24 protein-coding genes are annotated in these 26,731 nt (G+C 67.1%); 15 read left to right on the top strand and 9 right to left on the bottom strand.

Annotation, left to right across the window (positions count from 1 at the left end):
• Positions 1 to 76: 76 nt before the first annotated feature.
• Both FOE78_RS16750 and FOE78_RS16755 read right to left on the bottom strand, forming a co-directional pair.
• A complete protein-coding gene (locus FOE78_RS16750; protein WP_143987309.1) occupies positions 77 to 454 on the bottom strand; it encodes a VOC family protein in 378 nt (125 codons plus the stop codon).
• Positions 455 to 522: 68 nt separating this feature from the next.
• Positions 523 to 1,479: an SDR family oxidoreductase gene (locus tag FOE78_RS16755; protein WP_210414630.1), complete on the bottom strand. Its 957-nt coding sequence runs from the start codon at positions 1,477 to 1,479 to the stop codon at positions 523 to 525.
• 47 nt (positions 1,480 to 1,526) lie between these two features.
• On the opposite strand from FOE78_RS16755, the gene FOE78_RS16760 reads away from it, so the two are divergent.
• The 3 genes from FOE78_RS16760 to FOE78_RS16770 all read left to right on the top strand — a co-directional run bounded on the left by FOE78_RS16760 (position 1,527) and on the right by FOE78_RS16770 (position 5,591).
• Positions 1,527 to 2,015: an RrF2 family transcriptional regulator gene (locus FOE78_RS16760; protein ID WP_143987310.1), complete on the top strand. Its 489-nt coding sequence runs from the start codon at positions 1,527 to 1,529 to the stop codon at positions 2,013 to 2,015.
• A gap of 44 nt (positions 2,016 to 2,059) precedes the next feature.
• The gene (locus FOE78_RS16765) at positions 2,060 to 3,280 is read left to right on the top strand and encodes a globin domain-containing protein (protein WP_143987311.1); all 1,221 of its coding nucleotides are present in this window, start codon (positions 2,060 to 2,062) and stop codon (positions 3,278 to 3,280) included.
• A 133-nt stretch (positions 3,281 to 3,413) separates the two neighbouring features.
• Entirely contained in the window at positions 3,414 to 5,591 is a 2,178-nt protein-coding gene (locus tag FOE78_RS16770; RefSeq protein ID WP_143987312.1) for a heavy metal translocating P-type ATPase, read from the top strand.
• Between the two features lie 196 nt (positions 5,592 to 5,787).
• Here the strand turns inward: FOE78_RS16770 and FOE78_RS16775 are convergent, their stop codons facing one another.
• The gene (locus FOE78_RS16775; protein WP_143987313.1) at positions 5,788 to 6,738 is read right to left on the bottom strand and encodes a sugar phosphate isomerase/epimerase family protein; all 951 of its coding nucleotides are present in this window, start codon (positions 6,736 to 6,738) and stop codon (positions 5,788 to 5,790) included.
• Positions 6,739 to 6,969: 231 nt separating this feature from the next.
• Here FOE78_RS16775 and FOE78_RS16780 point away from each other — a divergent pair, with 231 nt between their 5' ends.
• From FOE78_RS16780 to FOE78_RS16795, 4 genes are all read left to right on the top strand, one after another.
• Positions 6,970 to 8,559: a hypothetical protein gene (locus tag FOE78_RS16780; RefSeq protein WP_210414631.1), complete on the top strand. Its 1,590-nt coding sequence runs from the start codon at positions 6,970 to 6,972 to the stop codon at positions 8,557 to 8,559.
• Between the two features lie 153 nt (positions 8,560 to 8,712).
• Positions 8,713 to 9,453 carry a trimeric intracellular cation channel family protein gene (locus FOE78_RS16785; protein WP_228265863.1) on the top strand — a complete coding sequence of 247 codons (741 nt, stop codon included), beginning with the start codon at positions 8,713 to 8,715 and terminating at the stop codon, positions 9,451 to 9,453.
• Between the two features lie 59 nt (positions 9,454 to 9,512).
• Positions 9,513 to 9,905, top strand: a complete 393-nt coding sequence (locus tag FOE78_RS16790; RefSeq protein ID WP_143987315.1) for a hypothetical protein — start codon at positions 9,513 to 9,515, stop codon at positions 9,903 to 9,905.
• 33 nt (positions 9,906 to 9,938) lie between these two features.
• Entirely contained in the window at positions 9,939 to 10,730 is a 792-nt protein-coding gene (locus FOE78_RS16795) for an LLM class flavin-dependent oxidoreductase (RefSeq protein WP_143987316.1), read from the top strand.
• 12 nt (positions 10,731 to 10,742) lie between these two features.
• Here FOE78_RS16795 and FOE78_RS16800 read toward each other — a convergent pair whose 3' ends face one another.
• Positions 10,743 to 11,561 carry an aminoglycoside 6-adenylyltransferase gene (locus FOE78_RS16800; RefSeq protein ID WP_143987317.1) on the bottom strand — a complete coding sequence of 273 codons (819 nt, stop codon included), beginning with the start codon at positions 11,559 to 11,561 and terminating at the stop codon, positions 10,743 to 10,745.
• 313 nt (positions 11,562 to 11,874) lie between these two features.
• On the opposite strand from FOE78_RS16800, the gene FOE78_RS16805 reads away from it, so the two are divergent.
• A complete protein-coding gene (locus FOE78_RS16805; RefSeq protein ID WP_143987318.1) occupies positions 11,875 to 12,360 on the top strand; it encodes a hypothetical protein in 486 nt (161 codons plus the stop codon).
• 454 nt (positions 12,361 to 12,814) lie between these two features.
• Here FOE78_RS16805 and cysN read toward each other — a convergent pair whose 3' ends face one another.
• On the bottom strand, positions 12,815 to 14,083 hold the full coding sequence (gene cysN, locus FOE78_RS16810; protein WP_143987319.1) for a sulfate adenylyltransferase subunit CysN: 1,269 nt from the start codon (positions 14,081 to 14,083) through the stop codon (positions 12,815 to 12,817).
• Positions 14,083 to 14,994: a sulfate adenylyltransferase subunit CysD gene (gene cysD, locus FOE78_RS16815; protein ID WP_143987320.1), complete on the bottom strand. Its 912-nt coding sequence runs from the start codon at positions 14,992 to 14,994 to the stop codon at positions 14,083 to 14,085. Before cysD ends, cysN begins: the two co-directional genes overlap by 1 nt.
• A gap of 298 nt (positions 14,995 to 15,292) precedes the next feature.
• On the opposite strand from cysD, the gene FOE78_RS16820 reads away from it, so the two are divergent.
• From FOE78_RS16820 to FOE78_RS16830, 3 genes are read left to right on the top strand one after another with little or no spacing between them, the layout of a single operon-like run.
• Complete coding sequence (locus FOE78_RS16820; RefSeq protein WP_143987321.1) at positions 15,293 to 16,183, top strand: carbohydrate ABC transporter permease; 891 nt, start codon at positions 15,293 to 15,295, stop codon at positions 16,181 to 16,183.
• Positions 16,184 to 16,185: 2 nt separating this feature from the next.
• Positions 16,186 to 17,088 (top strand): carbohydrate ABC transporter permease, encoded by a 903-nt coding sequence (locus FOE78_RS16825; protein ID WP_210414632.1) that lies wholly within the window; start codon positions 16,186 to 16,188, stop codon positions 17,086 to 17,088.
• A gap of 28 nt (positions 17,089 to 17,116) precedes the next feature.
• Complete coding sequence (locus FOE78_RS16830) at positions 17,117 to 18,481, top strand: ABC transporter substrate-binding protein (protein WP_143987322.1); 1,365 nt, start codon at positions 17,117 to 17,119, stop codon at positions 18,479 to 18,481.
• A gap of 140 nt (positions 18,482 to 18,621) precedes the next feature.
• Here FOE78_RS16830 and FOE78_RS16835 read toward each other — a convergent pair whose 3' ends face one another.
• Genes FOE78_RS16835 through FOE78_RS16845 form a run of 3 tightly spaced genes read right to left on the bottom strand, consistent with a single transcriptional unit; the run spans position 18,622 to position 21,370 of the window.
• Complete coding sequence (locus FOE78_RS16835; protein ID WP_168207557.1) at positions 18,622 to 19,179, bottom strand: GerMN domain-containing protein; 558 nt, start codon at positions 19,177 to 19,179, stop codon at positions 18,622 to 18,624.
• Complete coding sequence (locus FOE78_RS16840; protein ID WP_143987324.1) at positions 19,176 to 20,672, bottom strand: HAMP domain-containing sensor histidine kinase; 1,497 nt, start codon at positions 20,670 to 20,672, stop codon at positions 19,176 to 19,178. The genes FOE78_RS16835 and FOE78_RS16840 overlap by 4 nt, the downstream gene beginning before the upstream one ends.
• A 14-nt stretch (positions 20,673 to 20,686) precedes the next feature.
• Entirely contained in the window at positions 20,687 to 21,370 is a 684-nt protein-coding gene (locus tag FOE78_RS16845) for a response regulator transcription factor (RefSeq protein WP_143987325.1), read from the bottom strand.
• Between the two features lie 212 nt (positions 21,371 to 21,582).
• Between FOE78_RS16845 and FOE78_RS16850 the strand changes: the two genes are divergently transcribed.
• The 4 genes from FOE78_RS16850 to FOE78_RS16865 all read left to right on the top strand — a co-directional run bounded on the left by FOE78_RS16850 (position 21,583) and on the right by FOE78_RS16865 (position 26,731).
• A complete protein-coding gene (locus tag FOE78_RS16850; RefSeq protein ID WP_143987326.1) occupies positions 21,583 to 23,385 on the top strand; it encodes an ABC transporter substrate-binding protein in 1,803 nt (600 codons plus the stop codon).
• Between the two features lie 204 nt (positions 23,386 to 23,589).
• The gene (locus tag FOE78_RS16855) at positions 23,590 to 24,609 is read left to right on the top strand and encodes an ABC transporter ATP-binding protein (RefSeq protein WP_228265864.1); all 1,020 of its coding nucleotides are present in this window, start codon (positions 23,590 to 23,592) and stop codon (positions 24,607 to 24,609) included.
• Entirely contained in the window at positions 24,606 to 25,775 is a 1,170-nt protein-coding gene (locus FOE78_RS16860; RefSeq protein ID WP_143987327.1) for an ABC transporter ATP-binding protein, read from the top strand. Before FOE78_RS16855 ends, FOE78_RS16860 begins: the two co-directional genes overlap by 4 nt.
• Complete coding sequence (locus FOE78_RS16865; protein WP_143987328.1) at positions 25,772 to 26,731, top strand: ABC transporter permease; 960 nt, start codon at positions 25,772 to 25,774, stop codon at positions 26,729 to 26,731. Before FOE78_RS16860 ends, FOE78_RS16865 begins: the two co-directional genes overlap by 4 nt.

Below are 26,731 nucleotides of genomic sequence, written 5' to 3' on the forward strand. Positions count from 1 at the left end.
AACCTAGCCCGTGAGAGCGTATTTGCATACTACATTAGCGGGCCGGGCGGGCTCGAGGTGTTGAGCGGGCCGACGGCTACGAATCCGATTCCGGGACTTCGGTGGTGCCCTCGTAGAGGCCGATCGCGTTGCCGTCGGGGTCGGTGAAGATCGCCCACCAGCTGGTGTCGGAGATCGGCGTCTTGTCCATCACCACTGTCGCCCCGTTCTCGGTGGCCTTGGCGAGCGTCTCCTCGATCGAGTCGACCTCGACGTAGGAGCGCGGTTGGGTGAACCCTTCGCCGCGGGGCGCAAGACCGCCACCGCTGATCTTGTTCGGCGCCTGCCACATCGGGTAGTCCTCGAAGCCGGGCGGGGCCGCGATCTGCCAACCGAACAAAGCACTGTAGAAGCCGGCCGCCCGTTTCAGATCACTGACCGGGATGTCGATGTGGGTGATGTCGCCGTGTGCCATGGTGAACCTCCTCGTTCGCCATCAGTCTGCCTCCGGATCGCAGTCTCCGCCGACGATTCAGCCGATGATCATGAACGCCCGTTCGGCTGCTGCTCGTCGCGACCACGGAAGTGATCCATGGTGTCATTGATGCCGAACCGGTCCATCAACCAGTCGAACGCCGCAACCGGCAGCACCCGAGCCGGGGCGACCGCGCGGACGAACCGCGGCATCACCAACTGCCGCGTGCCGCTCTCGACCGCGTCCAGCACCTTGCGGCTCACGTACTCGGGCCGCAGGATCGGCAGCAACGAACCGACCTTGGTCTGCACGCCGGAGAACATGCCGGTGTCGATGTAGTACGGACAGACAACCAGCGAGTTGACTCCGGTGCCGTGTTTGCGCAGCTCTCCGCGCAACGACTCGGCGAATCCGAATGCGGCGAACTTGCTGGCCGAGTAGTCGGTCTGCCGGGCCACCCCGACCATGCCGGCCGCGCTCGACACGGTCACAACGGTGCCGTCGCCGCGCGCGATCATGCCCGGCAGGAACGCCCGGGTGACCCAGAACAACGCCAGCGTGTTCACCCGGAAGGTTCGCTCGATCGCTTCCTCCGTAGCGTCCAGCAGTTGTTTGCCGGCCACCACCCCGGCGTTGTTGATCAAGACGTCGACCGGCTCCGTCTGCGCGCCGGCCGCCCGGACCGCGTCCCGGTCCGCCACGTCGACCGCCTGCGCGACAGCCTGTCCGCCGGCCGCGCGGATCTCGTCTCGTACGGAGGTCGCCGCCTCGCCCGACAGATCCCAGATCACTATCCGGGCGCCCCGCTCGGCCGCCCCGAGAGCCATCAACCGGCCGATCCCGCTGCCGCCGCCGGTGATCAACACCGTACGGTCCCGCAACTGCTGGCGCACGATCTCCTCCTCGATCCGTCCGGCCGACCGGCCGAGTGAGGTCGATTCTGCCGGATCGACTCCGACCGGGCAGACGGTGATCAGCAGTGCGACCCCGTCGCCACCGCAGGTGAACCGTACGACGAAGATCACAGCGCCAGAATTGGCATTTCAGATACCAAATATCTAGCGTTGGGCCCGTGCAGTTGACCCGGTTCACCGACCTCGCGCTCCGGATCCTGATGCGGCTTGCCGTCGCGGAGCCCGATCCGAGGCGCGACGTCGACGGTCACGCAGCAGCCGATCCCGTTGCGAACCGGTCCGAGTTGACCACCCAGGCGGTGGCCGACCAACTGTCGGTGCGCTATGCCCACGCGGCCAAGGTGGTGGCCCGACTGCAGAAGGCCGGCGTGGTGGAGACCCGTCGTGGCCGCGGCGGCGGACTCAAGATCACCGAGCGCGGTCGATCCCTGTCCGTCGGTCGCCTGGTGCGTGAGCTGGAGGGCGGCGCCGAGGTGATCGAGTGTGATGGCGCGAACCCGTGTCCGCTGCGGCACGGCTGCCGCCTTCGAGCGGCCCTGCGGGACGCTCAGGAAGCGTTCTTCGTAGCGCTGGATCCCTTGACTGTCAGCGATCTGGTCGCATCGCCGACCCGCCAGCTGCTGTATTCCATCTCCGGTCAACGGTGACCTCGTCAAGATCATCTCAACCAGTTCAAGATCAGGAGCAAACCGTGCTGTCAGCCTCGAATCGCACGATCATCCGCGACACCCTGCCGGCCGTCGGCGGTGCGATCGGCGAGATCACGCCGATCTTCTACCAGCGGATGTTCGCCGCACATCCGGAGCTGCAGCGGGATCTGTTCAACCGGGGCAATCAGGCTCAGGGTGATCAACAACGCGCGCTGGCCGGCGCGATCGCCGCGTACGCGACGTTGCTGGTCAGCGAGAACGAGGCGGCCCCGAGCGATCTGCTGAATCGGATCGCCCACAAGCACGCCTCGCTGGGCATCGCCGAAGATCAGTATCCGATCGTGCACAAGTATCTGTTCGAGGCGATCGTCGAGGTGCTCGGTGATGCGATCACCCCGGACGTCGCCGCCGCCTGGGACGAGGTCTATTGGCAACTGGCCGGCGATCTGATCAAGATCGAGAAGCGGCTCTACGCCGAGGCGGGCACCGATCCCGAGCATGTCTGGCACCCGGTGGTGGTACGCCGCCGGATGCAGGAGTCGCCGGACACGGTGTCGTTCGTACTGGCCTCTCCGGACGGTTCGGCGCTGCCGGCGGCCCGGCCCGGGCAGTACATCTCGGTGGCGTGCACGCTGGCCGACGGCGCACGGCAGATCCGCCAGTACAGCCTGACCCGGGCTCCCCGTCCGCACGAGTGGGGCATCTCGGTCAAGGCGATTCCGGCCGCCGAGTCCGGCGACAGCGACGCGATTCCGGCCGGCGAGGTGTCGAATCACCTGCACCACAACGTTTTCGAGGGCGATCAGCTGCTGGTCTCGCCGCCGTTCGGCGACCTGACGCTGGACGACGGCGACGCGCCGCTGCTGTTGATCTCCGCCGGCATCGGGTCGACTCCGATCATCGGCATGCTGCACTACCTGGTGCGCACCGGCTCCACCCGCGAGGTGGTGGTGTTGCATGCCGATCGCTCACCGGCCCGGCACGCTCACCGGCAGGAGTTGAAGGAGCTCGTCGATCAACTGGCCGGCGGCAGCCTGCGCCGCTGGTACGAGGATCTCGGCGTGCACCCGGCCAGCGACGAACTGCTGGCCGGCCTGGTCGATCTGGACGGCGTACCGATCCCGGATGGCGCCATCGTCTACCTCTGTGGCCCGCTGCCCTTCATGGAGTCGGTGCGACGCGGCTTGCTGGCCCGCGGCGTACCGGCGAGCAAGATCAACTACGAGGTGTTCGGCCCGGACAAGTGGTTGGCCGCGGCCTGACGCCTTGACATGACTGGTGGCCACGCAACCGGGCTGTCAGTTCTTCTTCCGGCGGGCCCGGCCCCATCGCCGTCCTTCCCCAACCTCGGCTCAGCACTTGACTCTGATACCCCCTAGGGGTATATCTGGGAGCATGTCTTCCGGTCATCAGATTCATCCGCCCGTCGAGCAGCTGGATCAGTCCACGCACCAAGCTCACGACGGCGCCGATCAGCAACACGGTCACTCGCAACACCCGGGGCACAGCGGCCACGGTGGACACACCGGACACCGAGGACACCAGGGAGACACCGGGCATGCGGGCCACGGGGGCCATGGCGATCACGTCGGCCAGTTCCGCCGGCTGTTCTGGGTGATGCTGCTGTTCGCCGTCCCGGTCGTCGGCGCCTCCGGCATGTTCGCCGACCTGCTCGGCTACCGGCTGCCGGATCTGGTTTGGGTGGGCTGGATCTCGCCGGTGCTCGGCACCGTGATGTACGTGGTCGGCGGCCGCCCCTTCCTGACCGGTGCGATCAGCGAACTGCGATCACGCAGACCGGGAATGATGTTGCTGATCGGATTGGCGATCACGGTCGCGTTCGTCGCGTCCTGGGGTGCCAGTCTGGGGTTACTCGATCATCAGCTGGACTTCTGGTGGGAGCTGGCGCTGCTGATCGTGATCATGCTGCTGGGGCATTGGATCGAGATGCGTTCGCTGGCCCGGACCACCTCGGCGCTGGATTCGCTGGCCGCGCTGCTGCCGGACGAGGCGGAGCGAGTGAGGGCCGGGGCCGACGGCCGGGAGAGGATCGACACGGTCGGCCCCGATGATCTCGAGGTCGACGACCTGGTGATCATCCGGCCCGGCGGCGCGGTGCCGGCGGACGGCCGGATCGTCGACGGTGCGGCTGAGCTGGACGAGTCCATGATCACCGGCGAGTCCCGAACGGTACGACGTGAGGTCGGCGACCCGGTCGTCGCCGGCACCGTGGCCACCGATTCCGGCCTGCGGATCAAGATCACCGCCACCGGCGAGGAGACCACGCTGGCCGGCATCCGGCGCCTGGTCTCCGATGCACAGAATTCGTCCTCCCGAGCGCAACGGCTGGCCGACCGCGCCGCCGGTTGGTTGTTCTGGTTCGCGCTCGGCGCGGGCGTGATCACGGCCATCGTCTGGACCGTGATCGGGCTACCCGACGAGGCCGTGATCCGGACCATCACGGTGCTGGTGATCGCCTGCCCGCACGCTCTGGGACTGGCGATCCCACTGGTGGTCTCGATCGCCACCGAGCAGGCGGCCCGGGCCGGGGTGTTGATCAAGGACCGGCTGGCGCTGGAGTCGATGCGCCGGGTCGACACGGTGCTGTTCGACAAGACCGGCACGCTGACCAAGGGTGAGCCGGCCGTCACCGCGATCGCCACGGTCGAAGGCGTGACCGAGAACGAGTTGCTGAAGATCGCGGCCGCAGTCGAGTCTGCGAGCGAACATCCGCTGGCCCGCGCGATCGTCCGCACCGCGCAGGACCGCGGACTGGAACTGCCGGCGGTACGAGACTTCACGTCCGCTCCAGCGGTCGGTGTCGACGCATCGGTCGAGGGCCGCCGGATCCGGGTGGGCGGCCCTCGGCTGCTCGAGCAGGTGGCCGCCGACGAACTGGCACCGGCCGCCGACTGGCACGATCGCGGCGACACCGTGCTGCATGTGCTGCGCGACGATCGGGTAGTCGGTGCGATCGGAATGGCGGACGAGATCCGTACCGAGTCCCGGCAGGCCATTGCGGCGCTCGGCGGGCAGGGGGTGCAGGTGGTGATGATCACCGGCGACGCCGAGCCGGTGGCCCGTTCGGTCGCCGGCGAGCTCGGCATCGAGCGGTTCTACGCCGGAGTCCGGCCGGAGGACAAGTCCGGAACGGTGGCCGACCTCCAGCGCGAGGGCCGGACGGTGGCGATGGTCGGCGACGGCGTGAACGACGCGCCGGCGTTGGCGCGAGCCGATGTCGGCATCGCGATCGGTGCCGGCACCGACGTGGCGATCGCCTCGGCCGGGGTCATCCTGGCCGGTTCGGATCCGCGGACGGTGTTGTCGGTGATTCGGCTGTCGCGGGCGAGCTACCGCAAGATGAAGCAGAACCTGTGGTGGGCGGCCGGCTACAACCTGATCTCGGTGCCGTTGGCGGCCGGGGTGCTGGCTCCGATCGGGTTCGTGCTGCCGATGTCGGTCGGCGCGATCCTGATGTCGCTGTCGACGGTGATCGTCGCGCTCAACGCCCAGCTACTGCGCCGACTGACCCTATTGACGCGGTCCGGTCGGGTGCCGCTGCCGCGGGCTTGATTGGCGGCGAGACTTCCGGGGGCAACCCCCGGGCCCATTACCTGGGTTGCGTCCACGGGCCGGTCGCCGCGACACCTCCGCTGCGCTGCGGTGCCGGTCTCGCGCTGGGGCGCTCGACGGGCAGGCGAGGTTGCGCTCCGGTCCATTCCGGCCAGCCGGGTTGCGGGCCGCTGCCGCGGCCGCGACCCGGTCAGTTTTACTGCCAGCTGATGCCGCGGTAGCGGGCGAACGCGTCGCGGCTGATCTTGATCGAGCTGAACTCGTCGTGTTGGGAGTGATCTTGCTCCAGCAGGATGTAATCCAACCGGGGTGCGGCATCGGCGGTGTCGATGATGTCCTGGATCGGCAGGACGCCGGTGCCGACCTCGGTGAAGGTGGCCGGGTCCTTGGCCTGCATGAACGTTTCCATGGTGATCGGCTGATCGGGCGGGACGACGCCGTCGTAGAGGTTCAGCGGCTCGGCGGCGTCGGCCGGAAAGTCCTTCTGGTGCAGCAGGATCACTCGATCGGCGTAGCGGCGGATCAGCTCGACCGCGTCCTGACCACCACGGTAGGCCCAGTAGGTGTCCAGCTGAACGAACACCAGCTCCGGGTCGGTGTTGTCCATGATCAACTCGTAGACGGTCCGGTCGCCGCAGCGTTGAAACTCCTGATAGTGATTGTGGTAGTAGAACCGCATCCCCCGATCCCGGCAGAGCTCGCCGACCCGGTTGAACAGCTCCGCCCGACGCAACAGATAGTCGCGATCGCCGAAAGGATAGAACTCGATGTCGCAGCCGATCTGGCTGTTGCCGACCTGCTGGTGATAGTCCAGCACCGCCGGCAGCCGATCCGGGTCGAGCGGGTTGACATGACAGCCGACGATGGTCAGTCCAAGATCATCCAAACGCGTACGGAGTTCGGTCGCCGGGACGTCGAACCCGACCCCGTCGTCGGTGGCGGCGTTGTGGTTCGCCGCCTCCAGATAGCGAAATCCGGTCTCGGAGATCCGGGCCAGGCTCCCCCACGGGTCCTCGTGAAGCGCCTGTCGCACCGAATACAGCTGCAGCCCGATCTTGACCATGATCATCCCTCTCTCGTCGGCGAGGCTTCGATCATGAAACAGGACCAGGACGAACCCGCGGATCTTGCGACGTCGGCGGGTCACCGATCGATCATCAGGATGTGGAACGGGCGTGGCGAGCTCGTTCGGACTACGAGAGGATGAACGTCGGTCGACGACGATGAAGGGCGCGTTGGAGAAATGACGACGGACGGTGCTGGGCCGAGTTCAGGAACTGGTGGTTCCGTTGGCGGTCCTTCGACAGGCTCAGGACCCTTGGCGGGACGGAACCCGGGATCGGCGCGGCGACCGATGCTGGGCATACAAGGCCCGGTTGTGGCGTGGCAGGATCCGTGGGCGGGCGCGGCGTCGGACGCGATCATGCGTACCGGGACCGGTGTCCTGCTCGACTCCCAAGACGGCTCGGCGTCGCCGGAGCTGTTCCTGCGACTGTTGGATGATCTCGGCGCGGACTTCTACCTGCACCACGTGATGCCGGACCTGCACGGACAGTCACAGATGATCAAGGACGTGGCCGCTGCCGGACTGCAGGTCGTCCTCGGCAACGAGTACGGCAACATCAACGGGCCGTACACCGACGGCACCAACCGCTACGACCTGCCCGATCGTGCCGTGGCCGAAGCGACCGAGGCCGGAATGCTCGCCGGTGTGCTCTACGACGAGCCCGAGCATCTGCAGATGAACGCCGGGCAGTATCGCCAGGACGCCTTCCTGCCGCATTTCGGCAGCACCGAAGGACGGGACTCGGCGGCTGCCGAGCGGCCGCTGGTCAAGATCATCAGCGAACAGGTGCGCAAGCTCGAGGACGCCGCCGGTGTCGGGCCCGGCAGGCTGCCGGTACTGGCCGAACAGGTCTTTCCGGTGATGTTCCACACCTTTGCCCGGGCCGGCATGACGCCCTGCCCGAAGGTGATGAAGGAGTCCTTCCAACCGCTGCAGCTGGCGACCGCGCTCGGTGCCGCGCTGCAGTACGGCCGGCAGCTGTGGATCTGTGCCGATCTGTGGGGTCCGGACATCGGACCGTGGTTCACCCGGGCCCCGGGTTTCCCGGGTCACTCCCCTGCCGAGTACGCGGCCGCGCTGCGGATGGCGTACCTCTTCGGGCCGACGCATCTCTTCACCGAGAACGTCGACGTGCTGGCTCGGTACGACGGGAATCGCTTCCACCGAACGGAATTCGGTGAGGTGTGGGCCGAGTTCGTGCGCGACTTCGTGCCCGCTCACCCACTGGAGTGGACGTTCCGTGACGCCCGGCCGAGCAGCGTCCTGATCCACGCCGAGGACAGCGACTTCGGACGCGGCGTCCGCCCGTTCGGCGACCGGCAGCGTACGGCGGACGAACGATCCGCCAGCATCTTCCAGGCCTGGCACCTGCTCAGCCGGGGCACCATCCCGCGACACGGCAGTTGCCTGCACATCGAGGGCTTCGCCTCGCCTCGCAAGCAACTGAACCAGGTGCCGCGGCCGGACTTCCCGCTCCCGTCCGGTGTACCGCAGGGCGACCCCGCGACCACGGTTCATCCGCTCTTCCATGCCAGCACCAACACCGTGGTGTATGACGAGACGGTCGGCCTGGACCGGCTCGGATCGCCGGAGTTGATCATGGTTGCCGGCAGTCGGCTGACCGATCAGACCCGGCAACTCGTGCGGCACCGGGCCGAATCCGGCGCCACGGTGATCATCGCCGACTGGTTGACCACACCGGAATGGTCGAGGAGCCGGCGTGTCGGCGAGGGCCGGTGGATCGTCACCGATCAGCTCGACGGGGACGAAGCCCGCGAGGCGGCCGACCCGCTGCTCGGCCCGGCCGATCGCTGGACCCAGCGTTTCGGCGACACCGAGCTTCGCTTCAGCCCGGGCACCGGCGATCCCACCGCTCTCGAGATCGAAATGATCAAGGTCTGACGGGTACCGCTGCAGCCGACATCCCGGCGGCCGTTGCTGGCGTTCACCCGATCCCGGCGGCAGGATGGGCAGCAGCGGCGGTCGCGGCCGCCGGATCGACCCTGGAGTCAACAACGGCGGGACCAGAATCCAGACAGGAAGGCGCGGCGCACGGTGGACGAGATTCCGGTCAACGACCTGTTCCGCGTATTGGATCTGACCGGGGTGTTCACCAACGCGATGCTGGGCGGAGTGATCGCCCGCCGGGAGAAGCTGGATCCGGTCGGCTTCGCCACGCTCGCGGTGATGTCCGGGCTCGGCGGCGGCATGATCCGCGACACCCTGTTGCAGAAGGGAACCCCGCTCGCGCTGACCGATCCCGCCTATCTGACCACCGCGCTGGTGGCCGCGTTCGTCACCTACCTGGTGCGCGTCGAGGGCAAGGTCTGGCATCGGCTCTGGCCGATCATCGACGCGTTGGCGCTCGGCTGTTGGGCGGCCGCCGGGGCGCAGCGAACGTTGAGTTTCGACTTGGGCTGGCTGCCGGCGATCCTGCTCGGCACGATCACCGCCGTCGGCGGCGGGGCGCTGCGGGACATCGTGTTGCGGCAGGTCCCGTCCGTCTTCGGCGGCACCACCCTGTACGCCACCGCGGCCACGGCCGGCAGCGGCGCCCTGGTGATCTTGTACGCGTTGGGTTACCCGACGGCCGGTGCGCTGGCCGCGCTGGTGATCGGCGCCGGGCTCTGCCTGGTGGCCCGCTGGCGCGGCTGGGTGATGCCGCACGCCGACGCCTGGTCTCCGGCTCGGCTGGTGCCGGCCCGCTACCGCTACCGCTATCGGCGCCGCGGGATCGAAATCGACCGGGCGGCCGACGATCCCGACGACGGCCGGCCGAGCGACCCGCCGGCCTAGGGCGTGATCAACCTCGGATCCGACGTCACTGCGAGGGTTGGGGCAAGTACTGTGGCGCCGTGGGATTGTTCAGCAAGCTGCGCCGACGCGGCGACGACGATGGCGGAGCCGATCAACCGCTGGCCTTGGATGTCGATGCCCGACGAACGCAGTTGCAGGACCTGGAGCAGGCGCTGGACGGGCTCGTCCGGCTGATGCGCGAGCGCACCGACCTGATGGAGAACCCGGGCTGGCGGGCCAAGATCACCGAGTACGACATGGTGGCCGGCGAAGCCATGCAGTTGCGTCGCGGCACGCCGACTCGGGAGGCGGTGCTGGATCTCGGCTTCGAGGTTCGCCCCGCGGTCACGGCCAAGAACACCAATGGGGGCCTGGACGAGATCGTCGCCCAGCAACAGGTTGCGCTGGCAGCGGCGCAGGCGCTGATCGACGTGTTGCCGAGCGAGCGTTAGCCGATCACTGGCAAACCGGTGGCTGGAGGGACGATGCTTCGAGAACAGCGGATCCGGATGGCGGTCAACCTCGGCCCCACCGACGACTGGGAGCAGTTGCTCGGCGGCGCTCGGCTCGCCGACGAGTTGGGGCTTGACGCGATCGGCGTCCTTGATCACTATCACACGGAGCGGCCGGACTGGGGCTGGCTGTCGGGCTGGGCGATGTGGGGAGCGCTCGCCATGCAGACGTCAACGGTCCGGTTGGTGCCGATGGTGATCGATCGGTTGAATCATCTGCCCGGCGTGCTGGCCAAAGAGGTCTCGGTACTGTCCCGGCTGAGCGGTGGCCGGTTCGAACTCGGCATCGGCGCCGGCGACTTCTTCGCCGAGCAGCGAGCCTGGGGACTGCCGGTGCCGAATCCAAGCGAACGGATCAACGGCCTTGCCGAGACCGTAACAGCGCTGCAGCAGATCTGGCACGGTGAACCGGTCAGCACGGACGGTGATCAGGTCCGGTTGACCGACGCACGATGTCTACCCACCCCGCTGCAACCGCCGCGGGTGGTCGTCGGCGCCGGTGGCTCCCGCAGGCTGATTACCAGCGCCGTCGACTACGCGGACGAACTCAACGTTTACGCAGACGACGACGTGATCACAGCCGCCCGGGCCGCGATCGACGCGAGCGGGCGGCAGGTCGCGTTGTCGGTCTACGTCTGGGACTGGCCGGACCGGCTGGACGACCGACTCGCCGTCTGGTCCGACCTCGGTGTCGATCGGGTCTTCCTGACGGTCTGGCCGCCGTACGACGTGATCACCGAGATCGCAGCGCACCAACTCGGTTGACTCCGATCAAGATCAGAAATCGTCGCCGAGCTGCCCGGTGACGGCGTCGGCCAACCGCTCGGGATAGCGGGCGCCGACCCGTTCGGCGGCGTCCCGTCCGGCATCGGCCATCGCCCGGCGTACGGCGGCGTCGGCGATGATCAACAACTCCCGATCCGGGCCGACCGCGGGCAACTCCTCCAGCACCCGGCGTTGATCTTCGGTCAGCCGGCGGCTGAACTGCTTCACGCCCATCGGCGGCAGCGGTTGGTTGGACTCGACGAACACGTCGTACAGCATCTGGGCGGCGTTCTGCACGCCGGTCAGTGCGCAGAGCAGGTCTCCCCGGCCGTCGACCATCGCCGGGAAGATCGCCTGCTGCCGCCAGAACTCCTCGATGATCATGGTGATCTTGTCCGGGTTCGGTCCCGGTCCGGGAGCCGGCAGCGGAACCAGCCGGTCAAGATCATCACGATCGATCACCGGGATCCGCCGCCGATGTGGCGATTCCGGCAGCTTACTGACCGGCTCGACCACTGCATCCAACCGGCAGAGCCGATCGGTCAGCACGGTGAAGATCAACTTCGACCTCGGGATCTGCAGGGCCAGCAGCGGTTCTCCAAGCTGCGCAACCCAGTCCCGCCAGTTGGCGACGAAATCGTCGAAGTCGTCGTCGGCGATCGCCAGCAGCAGATCAAGATCAGAACCGGCGTCCGCCTCGCCGCGCGCCAACGAGCCGGACAGCCAGAGTCCGCGGATCCGCTGGTCGGGCTCGGCGAGCTGGAGCACGCGTTCGAAGAGTCGGTGGTAGGTCTGCGGCAGGGGCGCCAGCGCCGCGGTCGGCTCGATCATGATCACGACCGTAGCCGGGTCGGCACGCCCGCGCAGCGATCCCGATCACAGTCGCCGACGGCAATCGTTGGTCTGGTCAACCGAGGTGCCGGTCGCCCGGGCTGTGACCGGGATCGCGGGGCGTTCAGCACAACCGGATCCCGCCGAGGTCACGAAGATCACGTACGCCGAGCGGGTTCGAACCTAAATGATCAAGGTCGACGTCGAACCCTGCACAGCGCACCGGCGATGGGGCAGATTTCCCTACCAGGACAAGCCGGATGCCCGGCACACCAAGCCAAGCTGATCTTGCTCAGCCGGAGAGGAATACCAGATGAACACCAAACTGAAGGTGGCAACCATGACGGCGGCCGCCGGACTGGCGATCGGCGGACTACTGGCGGGCAGTGCGCCGGCCGATGCCGCCCAGCCGCAGCGGGCCGCGACCGCGGAACCGATGTGGTTCGGCCAGTCGGCCTCGGTCGACGGCTACCAGATCTGGGCCACCGTGCAACACGGCGGCCGCGAGCACAGCCAGGATGCCCATCCGGGACGGCTGTCGGAAACGGTGACCGTCTACGTGACCCAGACCGCGCACCACCAGAAGTGGAAGGGCCACTGGAACGAGTCCGCGAGCTACGGCAAACACCTGACCCACAAGGCGACCAACGACGACGGTGAGGGTTTCATGGCGCCCACGGAGAAGTTCCCGACCGTGATGTCCTGGACCCGCTTCGGGGTCGGCAAGAACCAGTACCCCAAGCACTTCGAGTACACCTTCGTCTTCAAGGGCCATAAGTTGCACTGGGCCACCAGCTGATCTCGGCCACCGCTGAGGATCGGATCCGCGGGACAAAATCCAGCACGTGCCGGAGAGTACCGACCCCGGACCCCCGCCGACGCCCCAAAACCCAGCACGTGCCGGAAAATCCCAACCCCAGACCCCCGCCGACGCCCCAAACCCAGCACGTGCCGGAAAATCCCAACCCCAGACCCCCGCCGACGCCCCAAAACCCAGCACGTGCCGGAAAATCCCAACCCCAGACCCCCGCCGACGCCCCAAAACCCAGCACGTGCTGGAAAGTGGGCGTTCGGAGCCGGCGCGGGAAGACGGCAGCTACAACTCCTCAGAGGGCGGCCGTGCTGGCGCGCTCCGGGGGTAGGCGTAGTTGCGTTCGAGGGACCGGTCCCAAGATCAACATGGGAACGGTTCCTCGCGGACCTCGACGGGCCACGCCGACAGCGGCGCAATCTCGACCGCGTACGAGCTTGACCTACGAGTTCACCATTCCCGCGCCGACGGTGACGCCGGTGGCTTCGTCGATCAGGATGAAGGAGCCGGTGGTGCGGTTGCGTTCGTAGGAGTCGACCAGCAGCGGCTGGGTGACGCGCAACTGGACCCGGCCGATCTCGTTCAGCCCGAGCTCGCTGGCATCTTGATCACGATGCAGGGTGTTCACGTCGAGGCGGTACTGGACGTTCTTCACCACGGTCCGGGCGGTCCGGGTGGTGTGCTTGATGGCCAGCTTCTGCCGTGGACGCAGCGGTTGGGTGGTCATCCAGCAGACCATCGCATCCAGGTCCTGGGTCTGCTCGGGCATGTTCTTGGTCCGGCAGATCATGTCGCCACGGGACACGTCGACGTCGTCGGTGAGCCGGACCACCACCGACATCGGCGCGAACGCCTCGGGCACTTCCTGATCGAACACGTCGATCCCGGCAATGGTCGAGGTCATGCCGCTGGGCAGCACCATCACCTCGTCGCCCGGTTTGAGTACGCCGCCGGCCACCTGACCGGCGTAGCCGCGGTAGTCGTGGTAGTCGTCGGACTTCGGCCGGATCACGTACTGCACCGGGAAGCGGACGTCGCGCAGATCCCGGTCGGAGGCGATGTGCAGATGCTCCAGGTGATGCATCAGCGACGGGCCGTCGTACCACGGCATCTGCTGCGATCGGGTGACCACGTTGTCGCCCTTCAGGGCGGAGATCGGGATCACCTGCAGGTCGGGGATGTTCAGCCGGGAGGCGAACGTGGTGAACTCGGCGTCGATCTTCTCGAACAGCTTCTGGTCGAAGTCGACCAGGTCCATCTTGTTCACCGCTAGCACCAGGTGCGGCACCCGCAGCAGCGACAACAGCACCGCATGCCGCCGGGACTGCTCGGTCAGACCCTGGCGGGCGTCGACCAGCACCAGCCCGAGGTCGGCGGTCGAGGCGCCGGTGACCATGTTCCGGGTGTACTGCACGTGGCCGGGGGTGTCGGCGATGATGAACTTCCGCCGCGGGGTGGCGAAGTAGCGGTAGGCGACATCGATGGTGATGCCCTGCTCCCGCTCCGACCGCAGCCCGTCGGTGAGCAACGCCAGGTCGGTGTAGTCGTAACCGCGAGACTGGCTGGTCGCCTCGACGGCCTCCAACTGATCCTCGAAGATCGCCTTGGAATCCAGCAGCAGCCGGCCGATCAGGGTGGATTTGCCGTCGTCCACCGAACCGGCGGTGGCGAAACGCAGCAAGTCTGCCTCCCGCTCGATCAGGTCAGTCATCAGAAGTAGCCTTCCTTCTTCCGGTCCTCCATCGCTGCCTCGGAGAACCGGTCGTCGCCGCGGGTGGCACCACGCTCGGTCACCCGGGCCACCGCAATCTCGGCGATGATCTTCTCGTAGCTGTCGGCGTCGGACTCCACGCAACCGGTCAGCGTCATGTCGCCGACGGTGCGGAATCGGACCAGCCGCTCCTCCACGCTCTCGCCGGCCTTCGGCTGCACAGCCTCGGAGGCCGACAGCAGCATCCCGTCGCGGGGGATGACCTTGCGCCGATGGGCGAAGTAGATGGACGGGATCTCGATCTGCTCCCGGGCGATGTAGTGCCAGATGTCCAGCTCGGTCCAGTTGGACAGCGGGAACACCCGCATGTGCTCGCCCTCGTGCAGCCGCCCGTTGTAGAGCGCCCACAGTTCCGGCCGCTGATTCTTCGGATCCCACTGGCCGAATTCGTCCCGGTGGGAGTAGATCCGCTCCTTGGCCCGGGCCTTCTCCTCGTCCCGGCGGCCGCCCCCGAAGGCGGCGGTGAAGCCTTCGACCTCGATGGCGTTGAGCAGGGTGCCGATCTGCAACCGGTTGCGGCTGGTCTTGCCGTCGTCGATCACGATCCCGTTCTTGATCGCCTCGTCCACCGACGCGACGATCAGCCGTACGCCGAGACGCTCGACCCAGTTGTCGCGGGTGGCGAGCACCTCGGGAAAGTCGAAGCCGGTGTCCACCTGGAGCACCGGGAACGGGATCCGGGCCGGGAAGAACGCCTTCTCGGCCAACCGCATCATCGTGATCGAGTCCTTGCCGCCGGAGAACATCAGCACCGGCTTCTCGAACTCGGCCGCGGCCTCACGGAAGATGTGGATCGACTCGGCCTCCAGCTCGTCCAGCTGGCTGAGCCGATAATCGGCATGCGTTGACATCGGTTGGAGTAACTCCCCTGATCAGACGCCCGCGACGGCGGGATTCGGTACAGGACGGGTTGCGGAGGTTGGGCACGGCCCAGCCCGCAGGGGCCCCGACGCTTTCGGCGAGCGTACCGGACCAAGTTAGCCGTCCCCGGTCCGGTTCGCGGAGCGGACTCCTGTCCGGCCGGGTTCGCGGAGCGGACCCCGGTCCGGCCGGAACGATCGCGGACGTACGGTGGCGCGTTGCGCGGGCTCGCCGCGGCGGGCTCGATACGGTACGTCGGGACAGACATCCACAAGGGGGCCGGAACACATGATCACTCGCCGTCGCCGGGCGGTACGCCGTACGGCGACGGGCTACGCGCTGCTGGCGCCGAGCATGATCGGCATCGGCTTGTTCCTGATCATCCCGGTGTTCGTGGCGATCGCGGTCAGTTTCCAGTCCTGGAACATCATCTCGCCGCCCAAGTGGCTGGGCCCCCAGAACTACATCTCGGTGCTCTCCGACCCCGACGTCTGGCACTCGTTCCTGGTCACCGTGCAGTACACGCTGCTGGTGATCCCGACCCAGACGCTGCTCGGGCTCGGGCTGGCCGTGCTGCTGAGCAAGAAGCTGCCCGGATCGCCGATCTTCCGGGTGATCTTCGTGATGCCGTGGGTTTGCGCGCCGCTTACCCTCGGCGTGGTCTGGAAATGGATCTTCGCCCCGACCGGAGGCGCGCTGAACACGATTCTGGGCATCCGCTTCGGCTGGCTGTCGGACCTGCGGACCGCACTGCCGGCGGTCGCGTTCGTCAGCGTCTGGACCCAGGTCGGCTACGTCGCGCTGTTCTATCTGGCCGGCTTGAGCGGGGTGCCGAAGGACATCCAGGACGCGGCCCGGGTGGACGGCGCCGGCGAGCTGGGCGTCTTCTGGCGGATCACCATGCCGCTGCTGCGGCCGACCACCTTCTTCGTGCTGGCCACCAGCATCATCTCCTCCTTCCAGGTGTTCGACACGATCTACGCGATGACCAGCGGCGGCCCCGGGGTGCCGGGTCGGACCGACGTGATCGCGCACCGGATCTACAACCTCGCCTTCGAACGGCTCGACCTCGGCCAGGCCTCCGCGCTGTCGGTGTTGTTGATGCTGGTGCTGGTCGTGGTCACCGTCGTACAGCAGCTCTACTTCCGCCGCCGGATCACCTACGACGTGGCGACCTGATCATGATCAACTCGACTTCGGCACTGCCGGAAACCCAGAGCACGTCGGCCACCGCCCGAACCGGTCGCCGTCGACGCCGGCCCTCGGCGGTGTTGCGTACGGTGATCATCTACGCGGTGTTGATCATGGGCGCACTGGTCATCCTCGGCCCGTTCCTGCTCAGCTTCAGCACCGCGCTGAAGACGCCGCAGCAGTTCGCCACCAGTTCGCCGCTGAGCCTGCCGGCACCGTTCACCTTCGAGAACTTCGCCCGCCTGTTCGGTGCCGAGCACAACTTCGTCTCGCCGATCGCCGTCACCGTGCAGATGACGTTGGTGATCTTGGTGGTCCAGCTCGGCTGCTCGATCCTGGCCGCGTACGCCTTTGCCCGGTTGCAGTTCTGGGGCCGGGACGTGATCTTCTGGGCCTACCTGGCGACGATGATGATTCCGGCGGTGACCACCATCGTGCCGCTGTACGGGATGCTGACCTCGGCCGGTTTGCGGAACACGTTCTGGGCGTTGGTGCTGCCGACCCTGTTCGGATCCCCGTACGCGATCTTCCTGCTGCGGGAGTATTTCCGCGCGGTGCCCGATGATCTCGAGGCCGCCGCCCGGATCGACGGCTGCGGCACGCTGCGGGTGCTCTGGTACGTGGTGCTGCCCCACTCCCGGCCGATCATCGCCACCCTGACCGTGATCACCGTGGTGACCCAGTGGAACAATTTCCTCTGGCCGCGGGTGATCACCACCGGTGACGACTGGGCCGTGCTGACCGTGGCCACCGCCGCCCTGCAGAGCCAGTACAACGGCAACTGGACGTTGGTGATGGCCGCGACCACGATCGCGCTGCTGCCGCTGCTGTTGATCTACCTGCTCTTCCAGCGCCGGATTGTCGACTCGATCGCGATCGGCGGATTCAAATGATCATGTTCACCTCAGAAAGGCAACTGCCATGACCAAGCCGAGTCTCTCCTTGAACCGGCGCCAGGTATTGGGACTGATCGGCGCCGGAGCGGGTGCAGCCGCGCTGGCCGCCTGTTCGCCGAACAAGCAGTCCGACGACAGCGGCTCCAACAGCACCGGAGGCGCCAAGGTGACCATCGGCTTCCGGCTCTGGGACGATCAGGTGGCCAAGGCGTACCAGAAGTCGTTCGACGCGTTCAGCCAGAAGAACCCGGACATCACCGTCAAGCTCAACGTGGTGCCGTGGGCCAATTACTGGGACCAGTTGCCGGTCGATGTCGGTAGCGGTCAGGTGGACGACCTGTTCTGGACCAACTCGCTGAACTTCAGCCAGTACGCCGATGCCGGCAAGATCACCGATGTCAACACCCTGCTCGGTGGCGCCGACGACGCCTGGCAGAAGTCGCTGGTCGAGCAGTACTCGTACAAGGACAAGTTGTGGGCGGTGCCGCAGGTCGCCGACGCAAACGGCATCTTCTACAACAAGAAACTGCTCGACGCCGCCGGCGTCGATCCGACCAAGCTGGCCTGGAAACCGGGCGCTGGCAGCGGCGACACCTTCCTGCCCGCGGTGCAGAAGCTGACCCAGGATAGTTCCGGTAAGACCGCGGCCGAGTCCGGCTTCAACCCCAAGAAGCTCAAGGTGTACGGGCACAACGCCGCCTACGACCTGCAGGGCATCTACTTCCCGTGGCTGGGATCCAACGGCGGCAAGTGGCAGGCCGACGGCTCAAACAAGTTCGTCTTCGGCAGCGATCAGAAGACGGTGCAGGCCTTCGAATACCTGGTGAACCTGATCAACAAGTATCACGTCGCCCCGTCGGCGGCGGACACCAACGACAACGGTGACTTCAGCCGGGATCAGTTCCTGCAGGGCAACCTGGCGATCTTCCAGTCCGGCACCTACAACCTGGCCAACGTCTCCGACGGCGCCAAGTTCGACTGGGGCATCGCCCTCAACCCGGCCGGTCCGGCCGGCAGTTGCGGGGTGGCCAGCGGTGTCGGTCTGGTGGCCAGTGCGGCCACCAAGCACGCCGACGCGGTGAAGAAGCTGCTGCAGTGGCTCGGCTCGGCCGAGGGCAACAAATTCATCGGCGAATCCGGCAGCGCCCTCCCCGCCGTCACCACAGCCCAGTCGTCCTGGGTCGACTTCTGGAAGGGCAAGAACGTCGACGTCCAGCCGTTCGTCGACGCCGCCGCCGGCATGACCATCCAGGCACCTCGCGGCACCGGCGGCTCGGGATCCTCCGACTACTACGACCCGATCATGAAGGAGATCTTCCTCGGCCGCACCCCGGTCGCCTCCGGCATGGCCAAGGCGGAGAAGGGCGCCAACGCCGCGATCGGCAAGTAACCCGCCGTGGCCGACCCGGCGGGTAGCCGGGTGCCCACGCGGAACTGGTAACAACGTCGGACGGGATGGCCCGCACCCCTGATTTCGCGGGGTTGCAGGCCATCCCGTCGGACATCCTTACCGCGTCACCAGAATCAATCTCAGCGCGGGGCGATGGCGGCGTAGTCGGATCGGTCGACCGGGGCCGAGGTCAGGGCACCGTCGGAGACGGGCAACTCGACGGTGCCGCCGTTGTCGAGCTGGACCTGATCCACACCGTCGATCTCGGTGACGCTGTAGACGAGCTGCCCGACCGCCATCACCTGCCGGGAAGCGCCGAGTGCGACCAGCCCGGCCGGCACCGAGATGGTGGCGACGCCGTCGATGATCCGGGCGTGCAACGCTGTCCGCATCACCGGCAATGCACTCTGATAGCCGGCCGCCTGCTCTGCGGCCGTCGGTCCACCGACCACCGCCCGCAGCACGGCGTCGACCCCGCCGGCAGCCACCACCCAGCGGTCGACCGGAGCCAGATGTCCGTCCCGGACCAGGTAGACGACCTGCTGAGTGGTCGCCTGCTCGGAGTCGGGCTGTTGCTGATCGGCACGCTGCGGGTCGGACGTGATCGGCTCCGGCTCCTGCTGCGCGTCGAGGGTGCAACCGGTGGTGCAGACCAGCGGGACGAGCAGCAGCGCGATCCCGCGGAGGACCCGGATCATCGCCGCACCTCCACCGAGGTGCGGACTGTCTCGACGGGCTCGGCGACGTCGTCCGCCGGCGACCCGGCCGCCCGCTTCCCGATCGGCTGCTTTCCGACCGCCAGCGGCTCGGTCGGGAGTGTGACCACGAACCGTGCTCCGCCACCGGGCCGGTCGGTCACCGCCACCGTCCCGCGGTGCCATTGCACGTGTCGCTGCACGATCGCCAGCCCGAGACCGACGCCGGGTCCGGGCCGGGTGGTTTCCCGGGCGAACCGGGCGAAGATCCGCTCCCGTTGGGCCGCCGGTACGCCCGGCCCGGCGTCGTCGACCTGAATGCTGACCATCCGATCGGATCCGGAGTGATCAGCACCGGGCAGATCAGCGCCGGGCCGGACGCGTACCTGCAGACAGCCGCGGCCGTAGTTCTCCGCGTTCTCCACCAGGTTGGCGATCACCCGTTCCAGCCGTCGCTTGTCGGCGCGCACCAAGGTCTCCGCCGCGCCCGGCTCGACCACCGTGACCCGCCTTCCGGCCGCGTCGTCGGCGGCCTCGCGGACCAGGTCGCCGATCCTGACCGGTTCGGTCGGGCGAGCGTCGCCGGAGTCGTCCCGGGAGATCTCGATCAGGTCGATCACCAGCCGCCGGAATCGGTTCAGGTCGGTGTCCAGCAGATCCACCGGCTCACGGAGCGCCGGCGGCAGTTCGTCGGCACGATTCCGCAGCAGGGCCATCGAGTTGAGCATCGTGGTCAGCGGCGTACGGAGTTCGTGGCTGACGTCGCCGGCGAACCGGGCGTCGGCCACCACTCGACGTTGCAGCGCGTCGGCCGCGTGGTTGAAGGATCGGGCCAGCCCGGACAGCTCCGGATCGTGCTCGTCCAGCCGGACGCCGAGATCGCCGCCGACGAACCGTTCGGCCGCCCGGGTGACCGCACGCAGCGGCTTGAACGCCCGCCGGCTGCCGAGCCGGCCCACCCACAACCCGAGCAGCGAGGTGATCGCCGCCGCGGCGATCAGGGTGCCCGACAGCACGCGGAACGTGTGGCTCAGATCGTCCAGTGTGAACAGCTCGAAGTAGCTCGTCTGCGCCGGACCGAGCGGTACGCCGACGATCAGCACCAGCCGGTCGTCGATCTTGATCCGCTGCCGGGCCGCCTGGCCGGAGGCGACCATGTCGCGCAGTTCGACCGGCAGCGCCGAGGGACCGCGACTGAGCCCGGTCGCGTACCACTGGCCGCGATAGGACAGCATCGACATCGCGCCCTGGGTCATCGGCAGGCTGTCCAGTGCGGCCGGCACCGACTCGTCGCCGGCCTGCAGCCGGTCGGCCAGCATCCGGGCGTGATCGGACGCCTCCACCCAGGCCGAAGCCTCCCGCTGCCCCACCAGCTCGGTGGTCACCAACACCCACGACATCACCGCCAGCAGTGCCGACAGCCCGAGCGCCATCAGGCCGAAGCCGAGCGCGACGCGGTCTCGCAGACCGAGCCGGATCCGACGTAGTCGCTCCATCCCCTCTCCCGACGTCAGGTCACCAATCGATACCCGAGACCCCGTGCGGTGACCACATGCCGCGGGTTGGACGGATCCCGTTCCACCTTCGCCCGCAGTCTCCTGATGTGAACATCGACCAATCGGCCGTCGCCGAAGTAGCCGTACCCCCAGACCCGCTCCAGCAGCAGCTCACGGCTGCAGACCCGGCCGGCCATCAGCGCCAGCTCGACCAGCAGCCGAAACTCCGTGTGGGTCAGTGACAGCGCCTCGTCCCCGCGCAGGACCACCCCGTCCTCCACCTGGATCTGAAGATCCTGGGCGTACAACGTGGTCGGATGTTCCTCGGGCACCGGCTCGGCCCGCCGCAGCAGTGCGCGAATCCGGGCCGACAACTCCTTGGCCACCAACGGCTTGGTGACGTAGTCGTCGGCGCCGGCCTCCAACCCCGCCACCACGTCGTGACTGTCGGTCCGGGCACTGACCACGATGATCGGCACCCGGGAATGCCGCCGCAATCGCCGGCACACCTCGAACCCGTCCAGATCCGGCAACACCAGGTCCAGCAGCACCACGTCCGGCTGGCCGGCCTGGACCTGAGCCAGCCCGGCGGCTCCGTCGGCCGCCTCGGCCACCTGGTAGCTCTCGTCCTCCAGCGCCAGCCGAAGCGAACGCCGGACCCGCGGATCGTCCTCGATCAACAGAATGCTGCGCCGCACGGGGTCAGTCTTGCTGAGACCGGCGCCGGCCGCGGGACTGAGTGACGATCGAGTGAAAAATGCGACAAAAGGCTCAGCTTCGTCACATCCGAGCGGGCCGACATGACACCGGTATGACGGCTTCATGACAGATCCGAAGCGGCTCCACCCGGCCGTGACGGCGTCGATCTACTGAGGGCACGGACGTCGACCGACGACTTCAGGGAGGAAGCATGCATCGCAGAACGCGACGCTTGCTCGGCCTCACTGCCGCGGGCTTGGCCATTACCTTGACCGTCGCGGCTTGCGGAGGCTCGAACAACAAACCGACCGGCGAGACGAGCAGCGGCCAGCAGCCCGTACGCGGCGGCACGCTCAACATGCTGGGATCCGGTGACGTCACCTACATGGATCCCAACATCAGCTATTACACGGTGGACAACCAGGTCAATCGGCTCTTCAGCCGCGGGCTGTTCGCCTATCCGGCCATTCCGGGCAAGATCACCTCGCCGGCCCCCGATCTGGTCACCGACCTGCCGACCACCGACAACGGCGGCATCAGCTCCGACGGCAAGACCTACACGCTGAAGATCCGCCAGGGCGCGACGTGGAACACCGATCCGGCCCGCCAGGTCACCGCGCAGGACGCGGTCCGCGGTCTGAAACGGACCTGCAATCCGGCCCAACCCTTCGGCGGCATTCCCGATTTCCACGACCTGATCGTGGGCTACGCCGGCTTCTGCGACGGGTTCGCCAAGGTCGACGCCAAGTCCGCGTCGGCGATGGCGAAGTACCTCGAAGACCATCAGATCTCCGGCGCCACGGCCACAGATGATCAGACGTTGGTGTTCAAGCTGACCCATCCGGCCACGTACTTCGTCGACATGCTGACCATGGACGCGTTCAACCCGGCGCCGAAGGAGATCGATCAGTACGTGCCGGCCAGTGCGCAGCAGGCCCAGCACACCGTCTCCGACGGTCCCTACCAGGTCGCGACCTACGATCCGACCAAGCAGATCGTGCTCACCCGCAATCCGTCCTGGAAGGCGGACTCCGATCCGATCCGCAAGGCGTACGTGGACAAGGTCGTGATCAACGAGACGGTCAGCCAGGACTCCACTCAGCAGCAGCTGCAGACGGGCAGCGCCGATGCCGACATGGAGTTCGACAACGCGCCGCCGCCGTCGCAACTGCCGCAGCTGATCGCAGCCAAGGATCCGAACCTGAATCTGGGCATCACCGCGTCGTCCAACCCGTACATCGTCTTCAACATGGTCTCGCCGAACAACAGCGATGCGTTGAAGAACCTGAAAGTGCGTCAGGCGATGGAGTACGCGCTGAACCGGACCGACATGATCCAGGTGCTGGGCGGGCCGAAGGTGAATCCGCCGCTGACCAACGTGCTGCCGCCGGGCATCGACGGCGCGAAGGCCTTCAACCCGTACGGCTATGACGTGAACAAGGCCAAGCAGCTGCTGCAGGAGGCCGGTGTGTCGAACCTGACGCTGAAATTCCTGTACCGCAACGACTCCGAGGGCCAGCAGAAGGTCTTCCAGGTGGCTCAGCAGGACATGTCCAAGATCGGAGTCAAGGTCGTCGGGGTGCCGTCGCCGAAGGCCGACTTCTACAACAAGTACCTGACCGTCCCGTCGGTCGCGCAACGCGGCGTGTGGGACATGGCGATCGCCGGTTGGGGTCCGGACTGGTACGGCAATGCCGCTCTGTCCTACTTCGCTCCGCTGTTCTACGGCAAGTCCGCCTATCCGCCGGTGGGCAGCAACTTCGGCTTCTACAACGACGCCCAGACCAACAAGTTGATCACCCAGGCACAGTCGGCGACGTCGAAGGATCAGGCGCTCTCGCTGTGGCAGCAGGCCGATCAGCGGGTGATGTCGCAGGCGCCGTTCTTCCCGATCACCAGCGCACTCTGGCCGACGTACCACGCCTCCCAGGTGCACAACGCCGTCTATCTGCCGTACATGCAGGGCATCGACCCGGCCAACGTCTGGCTGAGCAAGGACAAGCAGGGCGGATAACTCCTCACAGACCCGGCGGATCGGCCATTCCGATCCGACGGTCCGGCGGAACTCTTCCGGCGGACCCCCGGAAACTCCCGACGGGTTGGCGTGGCCGTGCGTCCGGCGTACGCCAACCCGCCGGGCTCATCCTCCGGCCCTCGATCGGTCCTCTTCGATCGATCCTGGGCCGGGAGAAGTCACCGCTCTGAGAGGAGAAGTCAGGTGTCGCTGCTGCAGGTGCAGGATCTGCATGTCTCGTTCAACACCCAGGACGGCATGGTGCGGGCGGTCCGCGGTGTGTCGTTCGATCTGCAGGCCGGGCAGACCCTGGGCATCGTCGGCGAATCCGGTTCCGGCAAGAGTGTCACGGCGATGACGATCCTCGGGCTGGCCCGCGGCGCTCGGGTCCGCGGCCGGGTTCTCTTCCAGGACAGGGATCTGGTCGGTGCGTCGCCGCAGGTGCTGCGCTGGATCCGGGGTGCGCAGATCGCGATGATCTTCCAGGATCCCTTGTCCAGCTTGCATCCCTACTATCGGGTCGGCTGGCAGATCGTGGAGATGATCAGGACTCACGACCGCAGCATCAGCAAGAAGCAGGCCCGGCGACGGGCCGCCGACCTGCTCACCCTGGTCGGCATCCCGCAGGCCGCACGACGGATCGACGACTACCCGCATCAGTTCTCCGGCGGCATGCGGCAACGGGTGATGATCGCGATGGCGATGGCACTCGACCCGAAGGTGTTGATCGCCGACGAGCCGACGACTGCGCTCGACGTCACGGTCCAGGCGCAGGTGATCGACGTGATGCGCAACGTGCAGTCCGAGTTCGGCACCTCGATCATCATGATCACCCACGATCTCGGCGTGATTGCCGACATCGCCGACGACGTGCTGGTGATGTACTCCGGTGAGGTGATGGAGACCGCGCCCCGACGCGAGCTCTACTACCACGTGCATCACCCCTACACCGAGGGTCTGCTCGCATCCCTGCCCAGCCATGGCGGCACCCGGGAACGGCTGACGCCCATCCCCGGCAGTCCGCCGAGTCTGCTGGCCGAGGGCGCCCCGTGCCCGTTCGCACCTCGCTGCCGCTACGCCTTCGACCCCTGCTTCACCGATCGGCCGGAGCTCGCGGAGGTGTTCGCCGACGAACGACACCGGTCGGCCTGCTGGCTTAGCCATGACGAGGCGGGCCGTCGCCGCGAACGTGAGCAGATCGACGCTGCTCAGGTGGCGTCATGACCGCCCCGCCCACCGCCGCGCCCGCCACCGCAGTGCGTCGGGATCTCGACGACAACGACGTGCTGCTGCGATTGCAGGACGTTCGCAAGTCGTTCCCGATCGGGCCGGCCAGCATCACCGGTCAGCGGGTACAACTGCAAGCTGTGGCAGGCGTGTCGCTGGACGTCCGCCGTGGCGAGACGCTCGGTCTGGTCGGCGAAACCGGCTGCGGCAAGTCGACGCTGGCCCGCTGTATCACCCGGCTGCATCCGCTCACGTCCGGGCAGGTGATCTTCGACGGCCGGGACATCAGTCAGTTGAAGCCACGTCAGCTGCGACCGCTGCGGCGGCAGATGCAGATGATCTTCCAGGATCCGTACGGATCGCTGAACCCGCGCCGCCGCGTCGGCTCGATCATCGCCGACCCGCTGGCCATCCACGGCATCAGTGCCGGCCGCAACCGCAAGCGCCGGGTGCAGGAGCTGATGGAGTTGGTCGGGTTGAATCCCGAGCACTACAACCGGTTTCCGGCAGAATTCTCCGGTGGCCAGCGGCAGCGGATCGGGGTCGCCAGGTCGTTGGCGCTGCAGCCGAAGTTGATCGTCTGCGACGAGCCGGTGTCGGCACTCGACGTGTCCATCCAAGCCCAGATCATCAATCTGCTCAGCGATCTGCAGGACGAACTGGGACTGACCTACGTCTTCATCACCCACGACCTGTCGGTGGTCCGGCATGTCAGCGACCGGATCGCGGTGATGTACCTGGGCAAGATCATCGAGATCTCCCCCACCGACGACCTCTTCGACAGCACCCGGCATCCGTACACCAAGTCGCTGTTGTCGGCGGTGCCGGTGGCCGACCCGGACGCCTCCGATTCGCGGGAACGGATCGTGTTGCACGGCGACCTGCCGTCGCCCGCCACCCCGCCGACCGGTTGCCGTTTCCATCCACGATGCCACAAGGCGCGACCCGACTGCGTACAGATCGAACCGGAGTTGGTGCCGGTGTTCGATGATCAAGCTCATCACCGTACGGCCTGTCATCACCCGCTCGCGGTCGGTGAGGATCTCACCGCATCGACGCCGATGATCAGCGAGACCGAGCTGCTCGAGGAGGCGGTTGGGCCGGCCGCAACGAGTCCTTCGGACGCTGCAGGTTCCGGCGACGAGACGGGAGGCCGATCATGACTGTCGGGACCCGGGCGGTCGAGAGCGAGCGGGCCGAAGCCACCCTGCAGGGGGCCAAGTCGATCGAGGGTCGGGGCCCGTGGAAGCTGGCCTGGCAGCGGCTGCGGCACGATCGGATCGCGATCATCTCCGGCATCGTCATCCTGCTGATCATCGCGGTGGCGATCTTCGCCCCGGTGTTCGTGTTGATCACCGGGCATCCGCCGAACGAGCAGTATCACCAACTCGGTCTGACGCCGGACGGTCTGCCGCGTGGTCCGTCGAGCACGTTCTGGCTGGGCACCGACGATCTCGGTCGCGACATCCTGGTCCGGATCGTCTACGGAGCAAGGGTTTCGCTGGGCGTCGGCCTGGTGGCGACGCTGCTGACGGTCGCGATCGGGGTGCTGGTCGGGTTGGCGGCCGGTTTCCTCGGTGGCGTGGTCGACACCATTCTTGCGCGGTTGGTCGACGTGGTCCTGTCGGTGCCGTTCCTGCTGGTGGCGATCGCGCTGGTGTCGATCACCTCACCGGGACTGACGGTGACGATCTTGGTGATCGGCTTCTTCAGTTGGGCTTCGGTGGCCCGGATCGTCCGTGGCCAGGTGCTGTCGATTCGCGAGCGCGAATACATCGAGGCGGCCCGTTCGCTCGGCTCGGGCAACCTGCGGATCATGTTCGTCGACATCCTGCCCAACGTGCTGGCGCAGGTGATCGTCTACACCACGTTGTTGATTCCGGTGGTGATCGTGGTGCAGGCGACGTTGTCCTTCCTCGGACTGGGGCTGCAGCCGCCGACGCCGGACTGGGGCGGCATGATCGCCGAGTCCGGTTCGTACTATCGCGTCGCCTGGTGGTTCACGGTCTTTCCCGGGCTGGCGTTGTTGATCACCACGTTGGCGTTCAACCTCTTCGGCGACGGCGTACGGGATGCGTTCGATCCGCGCAGCCAGCAGCTGACCCAGAAGGACGACTGA

Origin of the sequence: Microlunatus elymi (assembly GCF_007362775.1) — a bacterium.
In the GTDB taxonomy this organism is placed as follows: Bacteria; Actinomycetota; Actinomycetes; order Propionibacteriales; family Propionibacteriaceae; genus Microlunatus; species Microlunatus elymi.

Bases quoted from the DNA above. Each gene is read 5' to 3' on its own strand.
- FOE78_RS16825 (WP_210414632.1), top strand. From the start codon at position 16,186: ATGATCAACTCGACTTCGGCACTGCCGGAAACCCAGAGCACGTCGGCC.
- FOE78_RS16835 (WP_168207557.1), bottom strand. From the start codon at position 19,179: ATGATCCGGGTCCTCCGCGGGATCGCGCTGCTGCTCGTCCCGCTGGTC.
- FOE78_RS16805 (WP_143987318.1), top strand. From the start codon at position 11,875: ATGAACACCAAACTGAAGGTGGCAACCATGACGGCGGCCGCCGGACTG.
- FOE78_RS16850 (WP_143987326.1), top strand. From the start codon at position 21,583: ATGCATCGCAGAACGCGACGCTTGCTCGGCCTCACTGCCGCGGGCTTG.
- cysD (WP_143987320.1), bottom strand. From the start codon at position 14,994: ATGTCAACGCATGCCGATTATCGGCTCAGCCAGCTGGACGAGCTGGAG.
- FOE78_RS16800 (WP_143987317.1), bottom strand. From the start codon at position 11,561: ATGATCGAGCCGACCGCGGCGCTGGCGCCCCTGCCGCAGACCTACCAC.
- FOE78_RS16770 (WP_143987312.1), top strand. From the start codon at position 3,414: ATGTCTTCCGGTCATCAGATTCATCCGCCCGTCGAGCAGCTGGATCAG.
- FOE78_RS16860 (WP_143987327.1), top strand. From the start codon at position 24,606: ATGACCGCCCCGCCCACCGCCGCGCCCGCCACCGCAGTGCGTCGGGAT.
- FOE78_RS16840 (WP_143987324.1), bottom strand. From the start codon at position 20,672: ATGGAGCGACTACGTCGGATCCGGCTCGGTCTGCGAGACCGCGTCGCG.
- cysN (WP_143987319.1), bottom strand. From the start codon at position 14,083: ATGACTGACCTGATCGAGCGGGAGGCAGACTTGCTGCGTTTCGCCACC.
- FOE78_RS16795 (WP_143987316.1), top strand. From the start codon at position 9,939: ATGCTTCGAGAACAGCGGATCCGGATGGCGGTCAACCTCGGCCCCACC.
- FOE78_RS16865 (WP_143987328.1), top strand. From the start codon at position 25,772: ATGACTGTCGGGACCCGGGCGGTCGAGAGCGAGCGGGCCGAAGCCACC.
- FOE78_RS16830 (WP_143987322.1), top strand. From the start codon at position 17,117: ATGACCAAGCCGAGTCTCTCCTTGAACCGGCGCCAGGTATTGGGACTG.
- FOE78_RS16820 (WP_143987321.1), top strand. From the start codon at position 15,293: ATGATCACTCGCCGTCGCCGGGCGGTACGCCGTACGGCGACGGGCTAC.
- FOE78_RS16750 (WP_143987309.1), bottom strand. From the start codon at position 454: ATGGCACACGGCGACATCACCCACATCGACATCCCGGTCAGTGATCTG.